This is a genomic window from Chloroflexota bacterium (assembly GCA_026389585.1).
Taxonomy (GTDB): domain Bacteria; phylum Chloroflexota; class Dehalococcoidia; order UBA2247; family RBG-13-53-26; genus JAPLHP01.
Map to the genome: position 1 here is coordinate 1 of JAPLHP010000092.1, position 18881 is coordinate 18881.

Below are 18881 nucleotides of genomic sequence, written 5' to 3' on the forward strand. Positions count from 1 at the left end.
CTAGGAGCCTGTCCGAGTAATAGGTTGGCCATGCCTAGAAGAAGTCAAAAATCAAGGTCGCCCACGCTCAGCATAGGTATTACTCGGACACACTCCTAGGACTTCGTCGGAGTTCAGGACGCTAAAGGTCTAATACTTCGAGGCCCCTATTTCCTCCATCTTCCCGGTGACAACATAGATCACCCGCTCGCAGATGTTGGTCACCCTGTCGGCACTCCGCTCCAGGTTGTGCCCGACCCAGATGAGGCGGGTGGCCCTGGTGATCGTCTTGGAGTCCTCCGCCATAAAGGTGAGCAGCTCCCGGAACACCTGGTCATACAAGTGGTCAATCTCGTCATCCTCGGCACAGATTTTCCTGCATGCCTCGGCATTGCGGTTAACGAAAGCATCGAGGCTCCGCCGGAGCATTTCCACTGTCTTCTGAGCCATGCGGGGCAAGTCGATCAGCGGCTTCAGCGGCGGCTCATTGCCGATCATAACCGCAATTTTGGCAGTGCCTTCAGCGTGATCGGCAATCCTCTCCAGGTCGATGATGATATTCAGGACGGCGATAATAACCCTCAGATCACTGGCCATCGGCTGCTGAGTGACGATGAGTTCAACGCATTTCTCTTCGATGTCGAAACGCTTCTGATTTATCTTGGCATCATCAGCGACAACCTGACGTGCCAGCTCCAAGTCCCTGCTCTTGAGGGCTTCCATGGAGCGTTCGATGGCCTTTTCTGCCATGCTGCCCATAAATAGGACTTCATTCTGAAGTGCAGTGAGATGGCGGTGAAAACTCTCTCTTGGCATTGGCATTTTTATCGCCCTCCTTTAACCGAAGCGACCGGTAATATAGTCCTCGGTCCTCTTATCCCGTGGCCGGCTGAACAACTCGCTGGTCTTGCCATATTCTATCAGTTCCCCCAACAGCAGGAATCCGGTCCAGTCGGACACCCGGCCAGCCTGCTGCAAGTTATGGGTGACAATGACGATGGTGTACCGCTCCTTTAGTTCATCCATCAGTTCCTCTATTCTCAGTGTTGACTGAGGATCAAGAGCAGAGCAAGGCTCATCCATAAGTAAGACCTCTGGCTCTGTCGCTAATGCTCGGGCGATACACAGCCTCTGCTGCTGTCCTCCTGAGAGTGCCAACCCTGATTTTCCAATTACATCCTTTACCTCATCCCATAGAGCGGCAGCCCGCAGGCTCTTCTCCACTACGTCGCTGAGAGAGACGTTACGGTCCATGCCTAGCACACGGGGGCCGAAGGCCACATTATCGAAGATAGACTTGGGGAAAGGATTCGGCTGCTGGAATACCATCCCCACCCTTTTTCTCACCTCCACCACATCAACGCTAGGCCCGTAGATGTTCTGCCCATCCAGAAGTACCTCACCCTCGAGGCGTACTCCCGGGATGGTGTCGTTCATCCTATTCAGGACACGCAGGAATGTCGACTTGCCGCAGCCTGACGGCCCAATGAAGGCGGTGATCTGATTGTCCGGGACTTTCAGGCTGACGTTTCTTAAGGCCTGCCGCTTGCCATAGTAGAAGCTAAGCTGCCTGGTTTCTATCTTCGTGTCCATATCAGGTTCCTCCAGCCATTCTCGCACGAAAGCGCTGCGACAGCCAGTTCGTAATTGAGTTGGCAACTACTATTACTATGATTAAGATGACTCCGGTGGCAAATGCCCCATCAAGGTTATTGGTCACTGTCGCCAGGTAGAAGACATGCAGTGCCAATGTCCGCCCGGATGACAAGAGAGACGTGGGCAGGGCAGTAGTGCCACCCATAGTCACGTAGAGGGCGGCAGTCTCTCCCACTGCTCGTCCGATGCAGAGGATCACCCCGGTGGCTATTCCGCTAATAGCGGCGGGAAGAGTCACTCGCCATGTCGTCTGCCACTTCGTGGCTCCCAGTGCCAAAGCCGCCTCTCTATAAGAGCGGGGGACTGCTTTTATGGCCTCCTCAGAAGTGCGGATGAGGGTTGGCAGCAGAAGGCAGACCAGGGTCAGAGCTCCGGAGAGAATGGAGAAGTGAAAATGCAGAGCGATGACCAGAAATGCAAAACCAAACATGCCAAAGACGATAGATGGCACGCCTGCCAGAACCTCAGTCCCGAAGCGGATGAACCGCGTCAGTCTGTTATCGGGCGCGTACTCCGCCAGGTAGACGGCAGCTCCTACGCCCAGCGGCACCAGGATCAGCAAGGTGAGCCCCACTAGGTATAGGGTGCTAACGATGACGGTGGAAATACCCCCGGCCCCAGACGTTCCACCTTTCGGAGCGGTGGTCAGGAAGGACCAACCGATGTGCGGCAATCCCCGATACATGGTGTAGCCGATAATCACCAGGAGGGCAAGAACGGTGGTGGCACCGGTTGCCCAGATGCATACCACAGCCAGCTTCTGGGTGAGTCTAGCAGACACCCTGGGCACGGCTCCCCCTCCTCATGATGATGAGTGCGACGCCATTGATGACGATGATCAAAAGGAACAGCACGACTGACATGGCAAAAAGGGCGCTGCGCTGTACTCCTGATGCCTCAGGGGCCTCTGCGGCAATAGTACCTGCCAGAGTGCTGGCCGGGCTGAACAGTGACGAAGGTATAACTGCGGCATTGCCGAGGACCATGATCATGGCCATGGCTTCTCCTATAGCCCGGCCCATCGCCAGGACAACGGAGGCAACGATGCCGGAGCGGGCTCCTGGAAGAAGGACCCGCCATATGGTCTGCCAGTGAGTGGCCCCCAGAGCCAGAGCGCCTTCCCTGTGGCTCTTGGGTACGGCCCTGATGCTGTCCTCGCTGATGCTGACGATAGTCGGCAGAATCATCACGGCCAGAACGATGATTCCAGCGGCTACGCTGAGTCCGGGGCCTTCAATACGACGGACCAACGGGACGACAATCACTAGGCCCACCAGCCCGTAGACCACCGAAGGGATGCCCACCAGAAGCTCCACTGCCGGCCTCAAGAACTGACGAACCCGTTGGGGAGCCACTTCTGCCAGCAGAATGGCACAGCCAATACCCAGAGGTACTGCCAGGATCAAGGCACCCGCCGTGACCACTACAGAGCCCACTATCATCGGCAGGATGCCGTACCGGCCCTCGCCTGGTGTATCGCTTGGACGCCAGACTTCTCCGAAGAGAAAGTGCCACAGGCCAACCTCTCGAATGGCTGGCAGTGCTGCCCTAAAGATGTACACAGCGATGGCCGCCAGTATCACCAGAGAAAGAAAGGCACAAACGAGGAGCAACATCCTCGAACTACGGTCGATCAGGTATCGCGATCTCATATACCCTTTTTCTATCATACGCCGAATAGGATGGCCTTGTGAAAGCCATCCTATCGCGTAGTTCGGGATGCTAGGTTAGATCATTTCACTGCGATGTAACCGTTTTCAGCCACAATCTGCTGCCCCTCTGTGCTCTGGCAGAAGTCGATAAAATCCTTCACCAACCCGGTGGGCTGCTCCTTGGTGAGGAAGTATAGCGGACGAACGATGGGATAGATTCCATCCTTGGCATTCGCCTCGGTAGCCGCGACACCATCAATAGCCAGTGCCTTGATGGAGCTGTCAACGTAGGCCAATGACTCGAAGCCGATTGCGTTAGGGTTACCAGCAACAGCCTGCTTTATGGCTCCGCTTGACGTCTGCTGCAAAGCGGAGCTGGTGATGTTCTCACTCCCCATCACCAAGTCCTGGAAGGCGGTCCTGGTACCAGATCCTGACTCTCTCACAAACACGAAAATTTCGTCATCAGCCCCGCCAACGTCCTGCCAGTTGACGATGGCGCCGCTGAAGATGCCTACCACCTGCGCCTTGGTCAGTCCGGGGACGGCATTGCCGGGGTTGGTAATGATGCCGATCCCATCCTTGGCCAGAAGATGTGTGACCAGCGCTGGCTCACCCGACTTCAAGTCTCTGGATGCTGCGCCGATGTCAAACGTGCCCTCATTGGCGCCCTTGATACCAGCGGCAGTACCTCCACCTGCGATGGTGATGGATACATCGGGGTGCTTCAGTTGAAAGGCATCTGCCAGCGCCTGCGCCAGAGGCTGTACGGTAGTCGATCCCCCCACACTGACACTGCCCGATAGTTGCTTCCCGCAGCCAACCAGCACCAGGGACAAAGCCAGCACGCCCGCCAGAACTAATAACATCCAACTTCTACTTGGCTTGATAGTCATATCTCCTCCTTCTCAATATGTTGTTCTATTTCAACGCGCCCGCCAGGTTCATCTCCGACCGGGGGATCGCGTACCCTTCTTTGAGGGCCTCGGGGTGATGGAACAGAAGGTTTGCCACCGCCTCGGCAGTCGCCAAGTTGGTTGCCAGGGGGATATTGTGTACGTCACACACCCGAAGCAGCGCCGACACGTCCGGCTCGTGGGGATGAGCGGTCAACGGGTCGCGCAGAAAGATCAATGCCTGCACATCACCGTTGGCTATCAGCGCTCCAATCTGCTGATCGCCGCCTTCCGGGCCGCTCTTCATCCGTTTTACCGGCAGTCCGATTTTGTCTTGAATGAATTTCCCGGTCGTTCCTGTAGCCACCAGGTTGAGTTTGGAGAACTCGTCCCGATGTGCCTGCACGAGGAAGACCATGTCGGCCTTCTTGGCATCATGGGCTATCAGGGCTAGAGTAGGTCTCTCCATATTTCACCGCCTTTCTCTGAACAGTCTGTTCATCGGTTCAGTCCTATTGAATACCCACATCTTGATTCCTAGCATAACAGGCAATGTTTAAGGCATGATTAAGGTTTTGTTAAGAGAAGGTTAAATCGATGGACTTCAAGTCATCAACATCAGTATCCTCACTCGAAAGAGGAGTCCATCTCAGTCTTGCTTTGCCACGGCAGAGATCAAAGCAAGAAGCAGATTGTTCAAAATGTCAAGAGGTTGTCGGCCGCAGGAGGAGCAGGAGCCTTCGTCAACTGGCTAGAAAGTAGGGTCTCTCACACGAGCCTATAAGAGGGACTCATGAGGCAGCGTCAGCATCTACTGGGTCCAGTAGTGGCCTGGCAGACTAATGCAAGTGCCTAGGCAGGCCACTTATTCTGATGATGGACTGGAGCTCTGCGAAGCGCTGGGTTATGAGGGACCCATGTGGTACTTGGTTCAGATTTGCCGCTCAGTCGGGACCGTTGGGACTTGGGAATCTGATGGTTTGCAGAACATCAGCGTTTGCGTCCCTGGAGAGAATCTCGACCTGGTGCAAGCCGGCGTTTATGTTCCTCGAATACGTCGCAATCCAGTGTGGATATACTTGGGCTTTAGCCTCCTCCCACTCTCCTACAGATGCGTCCCAAAGCTCAAGCCATCTCTCAGGGGCCTCTTTGTTATCGAATACCATGACCTGAATTTCGTATCCTCTGTAGAGCTGGCCTTGCCAATCCTGTCTCAACCGACTTGCCAGGTCTGCAGCGGACACCTCATCGGCACTAGGTGAAACAAGGGTAACAAAGACCGTTTCGCCCCTTATTCCAATCGTCTCAAATGTCATTGCGGGTTTACTTTGGGACCTGCAGGCAGCTATTAGAGCAACTACCATAAGTAATACTCCGGCCAGTTTCCTTGATCGTTTCATCATTTTCACGCGACTCTGTTAGAAAGCGACCTGCCTTGGATCATTCTATCACTCCAGAATCTCAGTTAGGTCACGGAGGATGGCTTGGGCTAGGGGGCCAGAGGCAGGGTGAAACTGAAGGTGGTCCCCTTCCCCTCCACACTCTCCGCCCAAATCCGGCCACCGTGGGCTTCGACTATGTGCTTGGCGATGGCCAATCCTAGGCCGGTGCCGCCACCAGCACGGGCCCTGTCTGCCTTGTAGAACCGCTCGAAGACACGTGGCAGATCATCGGGAGAAATGCCGACACCCGTATCGGACACTGAAACAAGGAGATTGTTGCCGTCTACTCTGGCCTTGACATCAATTCGACCGCCAGGCGGTGTGAACTTGATCGCATTATGAATAAGGTTTAGTAAGACCTGCTCCACCCTGCCCTCGTCAGCCGAGACCCGTGGCAAGCCTGAGGCGATTTGTGTTTCCAGACGAAGCTCAGCTCGTTCAGACTGCGCCTTCAGCCTTTCCACAGCACGCACCACAATGTCAGCTACGTTGACAGACCTCCTCTGAAGGAGAGCCTCACCGCTCTCAATACGGGAGAGGTCTCCCATCTCCTGAACCATCTGGGCCAGCCTGTCGACCTCGGCGTTCATCTTGCCCAGAAAGTCCTTGGCCACAGAGGGTTGTTCGATGGCCCCGTCACGCAGAGTCTCAGTCAGCGCTTTGAGTGATGTGATTGGCGTGCGGAGCTCGTGGGACAGGTTGGCGATGAAGTCCCGACGAATCGTCTCCAGCTTCCGCAGTTCGGTGAGGTCCTGGACCAGCACTAAGCAGCCGGGTTCTCCCTGAAAGGGCGTGACTATGGCACCAAGGAACTGCTTCCTGGGCCTCACCTTTACTAATCCCGTTTGTTGCTCCCTTGTGGTGAGGCAACGCTGGAGCAGCGCATCAAGCTCATAGTCACGCACTACCTGGATGAAGGTATGCCCCAAGGCCATGTCCTTTGAGATCTGAAATGTCTTCTCTGCAGCCCTGTTCAGCATTGTCACTCTGCTGTCACCATCGATCACGAAAATGGCATCATCCATGTGAGCGAAGATGACTGCCATTCTGTCTCGCTCAGCAGTGATGAGGGCCATCATTTGCTTCAGTTGTGAGGCCATTCGATTAAAGGCTCTGGCCAGTTGACCGACCTCGTCCATCGATGTCACAACTATTTCCTGGTCGAGGTCTCCTTCAGCCATCTTTTTGGAAATCCTGGTCAGCTTCTTGACTGGCTCAACGGTGATTCTCGTTATCTGAAATGCCAGTAGAATAGCAAGAGCAGCAGCCACTAGGGATCCCACAATAATCACCATGTTGATATGCCCCATGGATGCGCCGATCCGGCTCAAGGGGATAGACACCCGCGCCACCCCCACTATCTCGCCGCTTGTACTTATGGGGACGGCAACATACATCATGTCATAGCCCAGAGTCTCGCTGTGGCGGATGCTGCTCCCTACCCCGTCGGCGATGGCCTGCTTTACCTCTGGCCGGTCAGAGTGGTTATCCATTGTTGCAGGGTCTTCTTCGGAATCGCCAACCACCCGCCCATCTTTGTCGATGATGGTCACGCGAGCGCTGATCTGCCGCCCCACTCTCTCTGCCGAATCGTTGGTCTCACTCGGCTGGCCGCTCGCAAAATGCGGTGCGGCACTGTCTGCCACCAGCCACGCCTGATCAGTGAGCTGTGTCTTCAGGTTATTGACATAGTCTTCTCGAAAGAAGTGGGACAGATAGGCGCTTAGCCCACCAATGCAAACGACGATAAGTACTGCAAAGGCTATCGCTATTCGCCATCTGATACTACGAAACACTGCTACTCCTCGAACTTGTAGCCCACACCCCTCACCGTCAAAAGGTGTTTGGGATGACCAGGATCAACCTCAATCTTCTGTCTTAACCACCTGACATGGACATCTACAGTCCGCGTGTCACCTGCGTAGTCATAACCCCAGACTTTCTCCAGCAGATGATCACGGCTGAACACTTGCCCGCAGTTTCTCGCCAGAAATGCAAGGAGGGCGAACTCGGTGGGGGGCAAGTCGATGACGTGGCCACTGTGAGAGACTCTGTGCCGGGCAACGTCAATATCGAGATCACCAGACCTGAACGATGAAGAAGCCGCCTCGCCTGCAGGGGCTGTCTCCCTCTTTATCATTTCCGCACGCCGAAGGATTGCTCTAACGCGCGCCACAAGCTCCCTCATGCTGAAGGGCTTGGGCATGTAGTCATCAGCACCGAGCTCCAGCCCAACAATCTTGTCGAGTTCTTCGGTCTTGGCAGTGAGCATCAGAATAGGCACCGTCATCTCCTGCCGCAGGATGCGGCAAACCTCGTATCCATCCAGCTTCGGGAGCATGATGTCAAGGATAACCAGTGCCGGGCTCTCGCTCCGGGCAATTTCCAGAGCCCGGACTCCATCGGAAGCAGTGAGTACGTCATAGCCTTCCTTGCTGAAGTTGTACTTCAACACATCGAGCAGGGTTTGGTCATCTTCCACAACGAGGACTTTGCTGCCGATCATCCCTATTTCCCTTGGCAAGAATATAACCTTTACGACCCAGGTAAATCAACTTCAGGTGCTGATTTGTGGAACCGGGACCGGCAAGCGAGGATACGCTTCGAAAGCACCCCGGGCATTGTTTTGTGGCAGACTGGCAGCTAAGGATGCTTTACGTTAGACTTGAATAGAACGAGCATGAAAGCGAATGAGCTGATAGAGCGGGTTATCTCTCTGTTCTTCTGGCAGTTGCCTTCGGTATCGCTCTTTCGGGAGGTTTTTCCCCTTCTTTGCCCGACCGGAGTGATTTATTAAAAGCCATACTTATGGCTCTGGTTGGTGTATTGTTGGGCTTTGTGCTTCATGAGATGGGTCATAGGTTCCTTGCCAGAAGGTTCGGCTGCCATGCAGAGTATGTTATGTGGCCCGCTGGCTTGATAATAGCACTGCTGGGGTCACTTATCGGTATTGTCTTCGCTGCTCCTGGAGCACTTGTGATATATCTGCAGAGAGGTGCATTGGGAGAAATAGCCTTGACCAAAGAGGGGTTGGGGCTGATCTCGATAGCCGGACTGGTGATGAACATTTCCCTCGCCCTTGTATTCCTGGTGCTGTACCTGGCTAAACCTCACCTCCTCTTTAGCCTTGGGGCACAGGTCAACAGTTGGCTGGCTGTTTTCAATTTAATTCCCCTGGGGCCATTCGATGGGGCGAAGATTTTGGAATGGAATAAGGCAGCCTGGGGACTTGTCCTGGTAGTTGGCATCGGGCTCTTTATCTTCCAGATGATATACTTGGGCTAGCGCAATCACATTCCACCATCAAACCTCCTGCTCTATCTGAAAGGCAGCTACCTGCCTCTTCTCGCTGGCATTGATTGCCGATCCTTTTGTTGGGAATGTGTCTCCCATCATGACATAATCCTGCAGCAAGATGACCTTGGCATAAATTTCTTGGAATGCTATGATCTGCCACGATGGTTATCTATCGCACTCGTGTTGTATTACCATCGTCAAGAAGGAAGGAAGCACGTGGACCAACATGAGATAGGGCTTGCTTCGGTGATTTATCGTATCATTAAAGATCGTATAGGTTGTATTCCGTTGAATGAAAACAGTGCAGAGGGGCAGAAGACCCTTTGGCGGGGGCTTGGGGATGTCACACACCTCTACTTTTATTCCTGCCAGCTTGTTTTGGCGGGGACCACTTGCAGGAGTTCTGGGGGGATCAGCATGCCCTTGGCCAAGGGCGAGGTTAATGCGCCGCCCACGGAGTGGGGTTTTGCTGGAATCCTCTCGGACCGCAGGGCCTCGGTGAACCCATCAGCTTGCCCAGATGGCGTCGATTATTTTTGTCCTTACGGTCTGCCAAGCGGGGATGAACGCTGAGGCTATGGCCACCGCACAGAGGATGCCGGCTGAGGAGGCCAGAATCGGCACGCTTACTGGAAGTAAGACATCGCCAAAGGGGAAATGGAAGGGATAGCGTGCTTCAATTGGCACCACGACGTAGACATAGATGATAGCCGCTGCCAGGATGCCGACAATGGCATACAAGATGGCGCGGATAATGTACGATATTACAATGGAAGCGGACGTTATGCCGATAGCCCGTTCGATGCCAATTTGTCTCCGCTTGTTGGCCAGGTCAACATAGGTAACGATGAAGATCGTGATCGCCGCCACAATCAGGGCGGTAGTCCGCAGGATGGTAATAATCTGGTCAAAGCTCTTCGTCATGCTTTTGAGGGTTCCCAGTGAATCTTTCCACGTCTGGAATCTGAATTCTCCTGGCCTCAAGGCTTCTATCTTGTTCATCACCAAATCCGGTTTGGCGTTTGGCTGCACCTTCACATGAATGCTCATTGCCTTGCCATTTATCACGGGATAGATACTGTTGGCCTCCTTCTGGGTGATATAAGCTCTGAGGTCACTTTGGATAAGTTCAGTATAGAATATGCCCTTGACCGTGTACTCCCTCTCCACGCCGGTAACGTACTTGATGGTCACACGGTCATCGGCATGCACTGTCCTGAGAGAGCTGGCGTAGAATTCCAGGTTTTCCTGACCGCTCCCGGCTATCTGAAGGCCGAGCAGCACCTGGTCGGTGTCTTCAGGATCAAGATACTTGCCCTCAATTATCTTCTCTGAGATTTGAAACACCCTGCTGTCCTTTGCTGGATCAATGGCATAGACCACAGAAGTGATATGTTCTCCCTGGTAGCTGATTTCAGTCCCCAGATTGCTTCTGGCACATGCTGCTGCCACCCCCTCAACAGACTCAATCCCCAAGACGAGTTCCTGTGCATTTGGTATAACCGGAATTTCATTGGTAGGCTGGACAACGATATCCCCGGACAGGAAATTCTTGGTCTTATCGTCTAGGCTGTGCACCGCCCCGTCAAGGAGCGCCGGCGTGAAAATCAGATTGAGATACACCAGGATCAGCATGGCAATGGTAAGCGTGAGGACCCGCAAGTTTCCTCTTGTGAGAGACTTGAGAGCGAGGAAAGCAGCTACCTTCAGCGAATTCATTGTCGTTGACAGCACCTAGATGTATTCAGAAACTTGCCTCCCATCTTTGAGGAAAACGAATCTGTTGGCGTATTTCTTATCGTCCGTATCGTGCGATACGAAGACGATGGTGATGCCCAGTTCCTTGTTCAGATTCAGAAGAGTTTCCATTACGACCTCGGATGAAATGCTATCGAGATTGGCACACGGCTCATCGGCAAATAGCACGCGGGGGCTGTTGATCAGTGCCCTGGCAATAGCCACTCTCTGTTGCTCTCCGCCCGAGAGTTCCCTTGGCTTGTGATTCGTTCGCTCACCCAGTCCCACCATCTCCAGTAGCTCTGCTGCCTTCCTTCTGTAGTCAGCCACCTTGCCGCCCAGCATCATCCCGGGAAGATAGACGTTTTCGTGCGCAGTCAGCTCCCCCAGAAGCGCATACTCCTGGAAGATGTAGCCCAGGTGCGTTAAACGCATTCTTGCCCGGGCACCATCGGAGAGGCGGGTCAAATCCTGACCCTCGAAGATAACCTGTCCGGAGGTCGGACGATCGATGAGCCCCATCTGTCTCAGCAGCGTTGACTTCCCGGAGCCGCTCTTTCCCATAATGCAAATTATGTCTCTTGCCTCAATCGACAATGAGATATCCATCAAAGCGTTGACCTCGACGCTTCCGAGTTTGTAGATCCTGGTGAGGTTCTTGATGCTTATCATCTGAAACACAAATTGCTTTTGAAATGAGGTTTGTTAGTGCTACACAATATTATATAACTAATATTGCCAACTTGCCCCATATTTAACAGGATATGCTGCCGATCGCAGGCGCAAGTTGTACTTTTGTGCCACTAGACTTGACGTGGCACAATTGTTTGACCAGCCCTGTATTTCCCTGTTAGACTGATCCTAGGAGCAATATATCGAGAAAACAGGCAGACAAAACAATGGGCGCTGCTCATGCTAACGTGAGCCGCTCCGGAAGGGGGGAAATGAAATGGCTACCAAGGTAAAAACTAAGGCATTGCAGGAGTTCCAGGAAGCCACCAGTACCCTGGTCAATCCATCTCTGCGCAAGTGGAAGGAACAGGGAGGCAAGATCATAGGCTGCTACTGCTCCTATGTCCCGGAGGAGGTTATTACAGCGGCAGGCTTTGTCCCGTTCCGTATGCGCGGTACGGGCAGCACCGGGACGGACATGGCTGATACCTGTGTGAGCAGCATCAACTGCAGCTTCTCCCGCCATTCCCTGGACCTGGGCCTGCGGGGTGAGTACAGTTTCCTAGACGGCGTGGTGTGGGTCAATAGCTGCGATCACGTTCGCCGCATCTATGACCACTGGAAGCGCAAGATAGACACTCCCTACCTGCGCCTTATCAGCCTCCCCAAGAAGGTGGAGGAACCGCAGGTGGAATGGTTCCGGGGTGAAATCGCCATGTTCAGAGACTCCATGAAGGACCACTTCGGGGTGTTTATATCGGATGAACGCCTGTGGAAGGCCATCAAGCTGCACAACGAGACGCGGCGGCTGCAGAGGCAACTCTATGAGCTCCGAAAGAGAAAGGCTCCGCCGATTACCGGTGCGGAAACGCTGGCGGTCATGGTGGCTGGCACGGCTATGCCTCGGGAGGAGTACAACAAGCTCCTGAAGGAGCTTGTTGACGAACTGAGCCAGTCATCTGCGGGCCATTCCGACCACCGCGCCAGGATAATGCTGATAGGTGGCATACTGGACGATCCAGCCTACATCGAAGTCATTGAGAGCCAGGGAGGCCTGGTAGTCACCGACTCGATGTGTTTCGGCACCAGAATCATGTGGAAGGACGTCGATGAGAAGGAGAAGGACCCTGTTACGGCTCTGGCCCGATATTACATAGCCGACCGCCCTTCCTGCGCGAGAATGTTCGGGGACCAGCCCAGAAGGGCAGCCTTTATCAAGGACATGATCCGTGACTTCAACGTGGACGGAGTGGTTGCCGAGCGGCTGGTGATGTGCGACTGCTGGACAGGCGAGCAGTTTATGACAGGAGAGGACCTGAAAGAAGCGGGCATTCCCTTTATTAGGCTGGATAGAGACTATATCAATGTCGGCGCCGGACAATTGAGAACGCGGGTTCAGGCGTTCCTGGAAATGATGGGGAGGTAAACGATGACAACGAATAATCTAAGAAAATACGTATACCAGCCGGAGACCTTCAATCGATACAGACAGGAACGCGATTACTTCAATTACCTGTCGGGCATCCTGGCACAGATGCCTGACCCCATGAGCCAGCTCAGCAAGGAGATAACCGACATCACAGTGGAGCGGTACGATCAGATAGTACACTGCGCCGAGGAGGGTAAGCCCTTCGTCGCCGGCTACTTCTGCGCCGCTCCGGAGATCTACGAAGCCATGGGACTCCCGTGGTATATGATCATGGCCACTCCGTTTCTGGCCGCCTCGGCACCTTACCTGATGGAGGATATTGATGGCGCTGAGGCCATGGGGCTGGGGACTGACTGGTGCACCGCGTGTCGGCTCTCTCTGTACTACATAGAGGCGGGGCTGACGCCGAAGCCATGGGCGCTCATCGGGTTGATACATCCCTGCGATGCCGGGAATATGCTGCACCAGGCTGTAAAGCGGAACAAGAAGTGGCGCGATGTTCCCATATTTGCCAGTGACCCGCCCTACTTTGAAGACCAGCGGGGCATAGACTACTATGCCGGGGAGCTGCGGCGGATGGTCGCCTTCCTGGAAGAGAACACCGGGCTCAAGCTGGACCTCGACAGGCTCAGAGAGGTCTGCAAAGAGACTAACAAGCAGTACGCAATTCTGTCAGAATATACCCAGTTGAGACGGGCGCATCCCTGTCCCCACGGGTGGGGGGTCGGTGGGCCACAGGCCTTCGCCGCCACCCAGGTCTTCCAGACAGGCAAGCCAAGAGGAACTAAGTGGCTGCAGCAACTGTATGCCGATGCCGAGGCCCGCGTCAAAGCCGGGACTGGCCCAGTAGCCAAGGAGAGGATCAGGTATTTCTGGTTCGATCTGCTGCCCTTTGGTTGGGTCTTTGAGTTGATGCCCTGGCTGGAACAGGAGTGGGGTGCGGTGCTGGTGATGGAGATGTTTGGGCTTCAGCCCTACACGCCGATAGACCTGAGGGATGAAGATACCATTTTCAAGGGGCTGGCCAAGAGGAACCTGTATGACTCACCGATGGTGAGGCAGGCGCGTGGTCCTGCCGATTACTTTGCCAGTGATATTGCGCGGGTGGTGAAGGACTACGATATAGACGTCGTCATCTGGCCGGGTCACATGGGCCACAAGGATGGGTCTGCCAGCACTGGAATCATGAGGGAGATATGCAACGAACTCAAGGTTCCCTATATACACATAGGTCTTGACCTCTTTGACCGCCGATACACCACGCCGGACGAGTGCAAGGACAAGTTGAGCAAGTTCTTCATGGCCATGGGTTTGGGTTAGAGGCGCTGCTCGGCAGCGTAGCATGAACAATAGACCAAGGAGAAGGCATGATTGTTGGAGGCTGTGACATAGGCTCGGCCACTGGTAAGGCGGTCGTCATGAAGGATGGGAAAATCGTGGCGCATGCGATTATACCATCCACCACCAGGCCCGAGGTAACGGCGCGCAAAGCTATGGATGAGGCCCTTCAGGGAGCGGGGCTGTCATCGCTGGAGGAACTGGACTACACTGTGGGCACAGGCTATGGAAGACTGAGGGTCAATTTTGCTAACGAGAATGTCTCGGAGATTACGTGCCACGCCCGCGGCGCTCAATGGCTGCATCCCGCAACCAGGACGGTGGTTGATATCGGCGGGCAGGACTGCAAGGTGACGTCCATAAGCGACAAGGGCAAGGTGCTGGAGTTTGTGATGAATGACAAATGTGCCGCCGGGACAGGGAAGTTTTTCGAAGGTATGGCCAGGACGCTTCACCTGAGCCTTGAAGAGCTCTCGAACGCGGGTATCAACGCCAAAAAGCCGGCGACTATCAGCAGCCAGTGCACCGTTTTTGCCGAGTCTGAGGTAATCACCCTGATCAACGAGGGCGTTGAAGTAGCTGATATTATTGCCGGACTTAATAACTCGGTGGCCGGAAGGTTGAGCGGCATGGTAGGCAGGGTAGGGTTGGTAGAAGATGTGGTACTGACCGGTGGATGTGCCAAGAATGAGGGCCTGGCCAGGGCATTGGAGCAGAGGTTGAAGGTGAAGATAAAGAGACTGTCCATGGACCCTCAGCTTGCAGGAGCCATAGGTGCAGCGCTTATAGCCACCGAGAAAGTGGTCCAGCAGTCACAAGCTGACTCCGTGGCTGCAAAGGCAATAAAGTAGCCCGAGAGAAGAGAGGCTGTTTTCGAGAATGACCCTTCGGTCATCAGAAAGATTTCTTGCCGCTGATCGAAGGGTCGTCTTTTTCTGGAAGCCTGGAATCACTAGCAGAATAGTCAGATATTCTCCATCGTGCCCCTACTGGTGAAGAGGAATTTAGTCATGGCAATCTACGACGTCTATATACCGAAGGTCGCTGAATATGTGGCAGACATGCGGCGAAAAGGGCGGCAGGTTAGAGAATTCTCCTGCCCCTCGGAGGCTGGCAAGCTGCTGGAAGGATTGCCGGTTCGGGTCGGCTCTGGAGCGAATCCCAGTATACTGCTGCGCAGTGATACCTTTGTAGAGCTGGGGAACCCTGAAGCGGGCTCCTCTGCCTTTCTCCTGTGGACAGACAATACCTCTCTGATCAGGGATGGCAGGATCACCTTGATCGGCCCGGATATCCCTGAATCACCGGGAGTCAGCCTGTCCTTTGGTCAGGTATTGATGTTGGGGGGCAGGGACCTCAGTGAGAAAGACCATCAGACCTTAGAACATACTCAATTCATCGCCGACCGGATAGAAGGGTATATGATCAGGAGCGTATCCCAGCTCATCTGGTCCAGGGTCAGCAGGCAGGTTGCAGAGAAAGGATTTTGTTTTGAGACCCTGGGAAGAGCGCTGATGTCTATCTTCAAGGCAGATGTGCCCGGGGTGCAGGCGATGGAGATTGTCTTCGTCACCACGAGCAAGGAGGACCTTGAGCCACTGGATGCCATGGGCGCACAGATTAGGAAGATATTCAATAGTATCCTGGCATCAGACTGGAAGGCCAAAGGCTTTGACATCTACGAGTGCAGCTTCGGGGGTGATTGTACTTCCTGCCCGGATCAGCCGGTGTGCGATGATATCAAGGAAGTTGTCAAGGTGCGCAAGAAGAAGTCCTCCCAGTCGGAGACGGCTCCTGGTTCCTAGCTCGAACGGTGCTTCTGCGATGGCAGCCTTTATCGCTGCAGATAGCCGTAATACGCCAGGTGCAAGTATCGATGTCTGAATCTCTGTGTTTGAAGAAAAGGTTGATCGCTGTCTGTGGCAAGGGTGGAACGGGGAAGACTGCGTTCACTGCCATGATGGTTAGGGTACTGCTGGATAATGGCAGGGCTGGCAAGCTGCTCTTGATCGATGCCGACCCGGCCTTGGGATTGCCCAATGCGCTGGGTATGAAGGTGAAGCGAACCATGGGACAGGTCCGTGAGGGGATCATCAAAACGGCCAGGAGTGGCAGCCAGGAGGAAAAGGCCCAATTGGGTGACAGGCTGGACTATATGGTGCTGGAAGCCCTTATCGAGACGGATGATTTTGCCCTGCTGGCTATGGGGCGCACTGAAACCCTGGGCTGCTTCTGCCCGGTTAATGACCTGCTGCGCGGGGCCGTAGAAACGCTCTCCGACAGCTTTGACACCATTATTATTGACGGCGAAGCTGGTGTGGAGCAGCTAAACAGGCAGGTGGTGCGCCATGTTGATACGCTGGTTATTGTCAGTGATGCTACAACTAGAGGCCTTCAGACTGCAGCCCTCATAAAGCGGATGGTGCAGGACGACAGGGTGATACAGTGTGGGAGACTGGGCCTTGTTTTCAACAGGGTTCAAGGCAATGAGGAGTTGCTGAGACGCTCTGCCCAGGAGATAGGGTTGGAGGTCTTCGGCTGCATACCTCAGGACGAGACCGTCGCTTACCATGACCTGATCGGCAAACCGATCACCGAGCTTTCCGCCGATTCACCGGGTCTGGCTGCGGTGCAGCGTATCGTGGAAAAGCATATCCTCAACTGATGCCCTGACTCTGCGGTCACGTATCCTCAGGGTTGCCTACAGGCTGTGTTCTCAGTATAGTCAGGAAGCATGTGATTTCCTATTGAAGGGGGCAATTGTTGGAAGGAAACAAATTGTGCCGGCTGGTTGATTCACATGCTCACCTGGAGGAGTTAGGGGATCTGGGCTCAGCCATCGAGAGGGCCAAACAGAGTGGAGTGGTGGCCATAGTGGCTGTTGGTTCGGATTACGAATCAAACCACCAGGTGCTGGAGATAGCCGGGAAATATCAGGGCTTCGTCCATCCGGCGCTCGGTCTGCACCCTGGTCGCCTGAATGAAGACCTTTTGTCCCTGGAGCGCCATCTGCAGTTCATTGAGGATAATCTCTCGGTGGCCGTGGCGGTAGGAGAGGTGGGGTTAGACTACCACAAGAGGGTAGTGGGTGCTGCTGGCAAAGACCTGCAGCAGAAGGTGTTGGGGACTATCCTGGCACTCGCCAAACGCTGCGGCAAGCCAGCGATAATCCACTCACGATATGCCTGGAGAGACTCTTTTGAACTGACGAAAAAGGCATCATTAGAGAAGGCCATCTTTCACTGGTACACCGGGCCAACTAATGTGCTGAGGGAAATCCTGGAGCAGGGGCACTTTGTCTCGGCAACATTAGCCGTTGAGTATCATGAGGAGCACCGCCGGGCTGTGAAGGAGGTGCCTCTGGAGAACCTGCTGTTGGAGACAGATTGCCCGGTGGTGTATCAGGGGCATCAGGCAGAGCCGGCGGATGTCAGCCGTGCTCTGCGGGCGACGGCGGAGATGAAAGGCCTGTCGCCGGATTTTGTGGCTGAAAAGACTACCGAGAACGCCTTGAGACTCTTTCGAATATGAAGAAGATGGGGCATCTCCAAAGTCTGATATCTTAATTCTAAGGGTAATAGAGCTTTCGCGTTTTGATATTTGAAATTGTTTAGGATTTAGTAATTCGGATTTAGGGTTTGAAGTTTGTTGACAGGCAAACAAAGCTGGAGAACAGTGACTATATAGTTGATTTGGCAGAGAGACTGTGGCGTATTAAGATTGTAGAAGAATCTGATGGCCAACTTCGCTTGGATGAGGTTTGCCAGCCGTGGTTATTAAATAAGTCAGAGAAAAGGGGGGCAAAATGAAGATCTGTCTGGTTCATATTACGGAGATGCCTGAGGGGTTCCACGATATCTGGTTTGGCATGGTGCAGCATAGTTTCAACAAAGTGCTGCGACCTGACACCGAAGTGGTGTTGAAGCCGATAAAGCATGGCCTCAAGGGAGACAATGTGCTCGATTTCGATAATCCCTATTTTGCCCTCATGGACAAGCGGGAGATAATCGAGGCATTCATCGAGGCAGACAAGGAAGGCTTCGATGCTGCCTGCGTACATTGTTTTGGAGACCCGGGTGTCAAAGAAGCCAGGGCGGTAGTCAGCATACCGATCTTTGGGCCTGCTGAGTCCAGCATGCACTTTGCCTGCCAGTTAGGCCGCAAGTTCGCCATAATAGGCACCAACATGGCAGGGCAGCTTGCCCAGATCGAGGAGCAGGTCAAACAGGCAGGTCTGGAGGATCGGCTGATACCCAATGGGATACGATTTGATAAAGCCCCCTTTGTGAAGGTCTGGGAAAAGTGGCTTGGTAATCCCCAGTTGGCCGCTGATGCTGTGGCGGAAGTGGCCGCGGAATGTGTGAAAGATGGTGCCGATGCGATCGTGCTCGGCTGTGCCGGCACCAGCCTGTTCTGCAGCATGGTTGGCTTCAATAAGATCACCGTCGATGGACAGGTGGTACCGATCATCGACTCGGTGATGGTGGCCATGAAGACGGCTGAAATGGCTGTGGATATCAAGAAGGGGGCAGGCCTGCCGATTCCCAGCAGGACCAGGAACTACGTTCTGCCATCAAAAGAGGACTGGGCAAGAGTCAGGTCCAACTTCGGGCTGCCAGCGTAGCCTCAAAACGCGGCACAGACTAGTCTAGTGTTTCATAAACTGCTTTACAACGAGCGAGCTTGTCAAGAATGGCTTTGGCGGAGGCTTTCCACACCAATGGTTTAGGGTCGGCATTGGATATTGTCAGGTACTCCTCAATGGCATGGATCAACTCAGGCA

19 protein-coding genes are annotated in these 18881 nt (G+C 54.1%); 8 read left to right on the plus strand and 11 right to left on the minus strand.

Annotated elements, in window-relative coordinates; genetic code table 11:
* Positions 1-129 precede the first annotated feature (129 nt).
* The 9 genes from phoU to NTZ04_08555 all read right to left on the minus strand — a co-directional run bounded on the left by phoU (position 130) and on the right by NTZ04_08555 (position 8131).
* Entirely contained in the window at positions 130-795 is a 666-nt protein-coding gene (phoU, locus tag NTZ04_08515) for a phosphate signaling complex protein PhoU (protein ID MCX5992348.1), read from the minus strand.
* 21 nt (positions 796-816) lie between these two features.
* The gene (pstB, locus tag NTZ04_08520) at positions 817-1572 is read right to left on the minus strand and encodes a phosphate ABC transporter ATP-binding protein PstB (GenBank protein ID MCX5992349.1); all 756 of its coding nucleotides are present in this window, start codon (positions 1570-1572) and stop codon (positions 817-819) included.
* A gap of 1 nt (position 1573) precedes the next feature.
* On the minus strand, positions 1574-2416 hold the full coding sequence (gene pstA, locus NTZ04_08525; protein ID MCX5992350.1) for a phosphate ABC transporter permease PstA: 843 nt from the start codon (positions 2414-2416) through the stop codon (positions 1574-1576).
* Complete coding sequence (gene pstC / locus NTZ04_08530) at positions 2406-3287, minus strand: phosphate ABC transporter permease subunit PstC (protein ID MCX5992351.1); 882 nt, start codon at positions 3285-3287, stop codon at positions 2406-2408. The genes pstA and pstC overlap by 11 nt, the downstream gene beginning before the upstream one ends.
* Before the next feature lie 80 nt (positions 3288-3367).
* Complete coding sequence (locus NTZ04_08535; protein ID MCX5992352.1) at positions 3368-4183, minus strand: phosphate ABC transporter substrate-binding protein; 816 nt, start codon at positions 4181-4183, stop codon at positions 3368-3370.
* Positions 4184-4208: 25 nt separating this feature from the next.
* Complete coding sequence (locus NTZ04_08540; protein ID MCX5992353.1) at positions 4209-4652, minus strand: methylglyoxal synthase; 444 nt, start codon at positions 4650-4652, stop codon at positions 4209-4211.
* Positions 4653-5127: 475 nt separating this feature from the next.
* On the minus strand, positions 5128-5547 hold the full coding sequence (locus NTZ04_08545; GenBank protein ID MCX5992354.1) for a hypothetical protein: 420 nt from the start codon (positions 5545-5547) through the stop codon (positions 5128-5130).
* Positions 5548-5672: 125 nt separating this feature from the next.
* Positions 5673-7421 (minus strand): ATP-binding protein, encoded by a 1749-nt coding sequence (locus NTZ04_08550; protein ID MCX5992355.1) that lies wholly within the window; start codon positions 7419-7421, stop codon positions 5673-5675.
* A gap of 2 nt (positions 7422-7423) precedes the next feature.
* Entirely contained in the window at positions 7424-8131 is a 708-nt protein-coding gene (locus NTZ04_08555) for a response regulator transcription factor (GenBank protein ID MCX5992356.1), read from the minus strand.
* Positions 8132-8397: 266 nt separating this feature from the next.
* Between NTZ04_08555 and NTZ04_08560 the strand changes: the two genes are divergently transcribed.
* Positions 8398-8910, plus strand: coding sequence for a site-2 protease family protein (locus tag NTZ04_08560; protein ID MCX5992357.1), 513 nt, complete (start codon positions 8398-8400; stop codon positions 8908-8910).
* 519 nt (positions 8911-9429) lie between these two features.
* On the opposite strand, the gene NTZ04_08565 is transcribed toward NTZ04_08560, so the two are convergent.
* Together NTZ04_08565 and NTZ04_08570 are read right to left on the minus strand one after the other, a co-directional pair.
* Complete coding sequence (locus NTZ04_08565; protein ID MCX5992358.1) at positions 9430-10641, minus strand: hypothetical protein; 1212 nt, start codon at positions 10639-10641, stop codon at positions 9430-9432.
* Positions 10642-10656: 15 nt separating this feature from the next.
* The gene (locus NTZ04_08570; GenBank protein MCX5992359.1) at positions 10657-11331 is read right to left on the minus strand and encodes an ABC transporter ATP-binding protein; all 675 of its coding nucleotides are present in this window, start codon (positions 11329-11331) and stop codon (positions 10657-10659) included.
* Positions 11332-11608: 277 nt separating this feature from the next.
* On the opposite strand from NTZ04_08570, the gene NTZ04_08575 reads away from it, so the two are divergent.
* The 7 genes from NTZ04_08575 (at position 11609) to NTZ04_08605 (ending at position 18722) form a co-directional block, all read left to right on the plus strand.
* Positions 11609-12757 carry a 2-hydroxyacyl-CoA dehydratase family protein gene (locus NTZ04_08575; GenBank protein ID MCX5992360.1) on the plus strand — a complete coding sequence of 383 codons (1149 nt, stop codon included), beginning with the start codon at positions 11609-11611 and terminating at the stop codon, positions 12755-12757.
* Between the two features lie 3 nt (positions 12758-12760).
* On the plus strand, positions 12761-14080 hold the full coding sequence (locus tag NTZ04_08580; protein MCX5992361.1) for a 2-hydroxyacyl-CoA dehydratase family protein: 1320 nt from the start codon (positions 12761-12763) through the stop codon (positions 14078-14080).
* Positions 14081-14127: 47 nt separating this feature from the next.
* Positions 14128-14949, plus strand: coding sequence for an acyl-CoA dehydratase activase (locus NTZ04_08585; protein MCX5992362.1), 822 nt, complete (start codon positions 14128-14130; stop codon positions 14947-14949).
* 159 nt (positions 14950-15108) lie between these two features.
* Positions 15109-15903, plus strand: a complete 795-nt coding sequence (locus NTZ04_08590) for a carbon monoxide dehydrogenase (GenBank protein MCX5992363.1) — start codon at positions 15109-15111, stop codon at positions 15901-15903.
* Positions 15904-15974: 71 nt separating this feature from the next.
* On the plus strand, positions 15975-16763 hold the full coding sequence (locus tag NTZ04_08595; protein MCX5992364.1) for an AAA family ATPase: 789 nt from the start codon (positions 15975-15977) through the stop codon (positions 16761-16763).
* 98 nt (positions 16764-16861) lie between these two features.
* Positions 16862-17629 carry a TatD family hydrolase gene (locus tag NTZ04_08600; protein ID MCX5992365.1) on the plus strand — a complete coding sequence of 256 codons (768 nt, stop codon included), beginning with the start codon at positions 16862-16864 and terminating at the stop codon, positions 17627-17629.
* A gap of 274 nt (positions 17630-17903) precedes the next feature.
* Positions 17904-18722 carry an aspartate/glutamate racemase family protein gene (locus tag NTZ04_08605; protein ID MCX5992366.1) on the plus strand — a complete coding sequence of 273 codons (819 nt, stop codon included), beginning with the start codon at positions 17904-17906 and terminating at the stop codon, positions 18720-18722.
* Positions 18723-18881 lie beyond the last annotated feature (159 nt).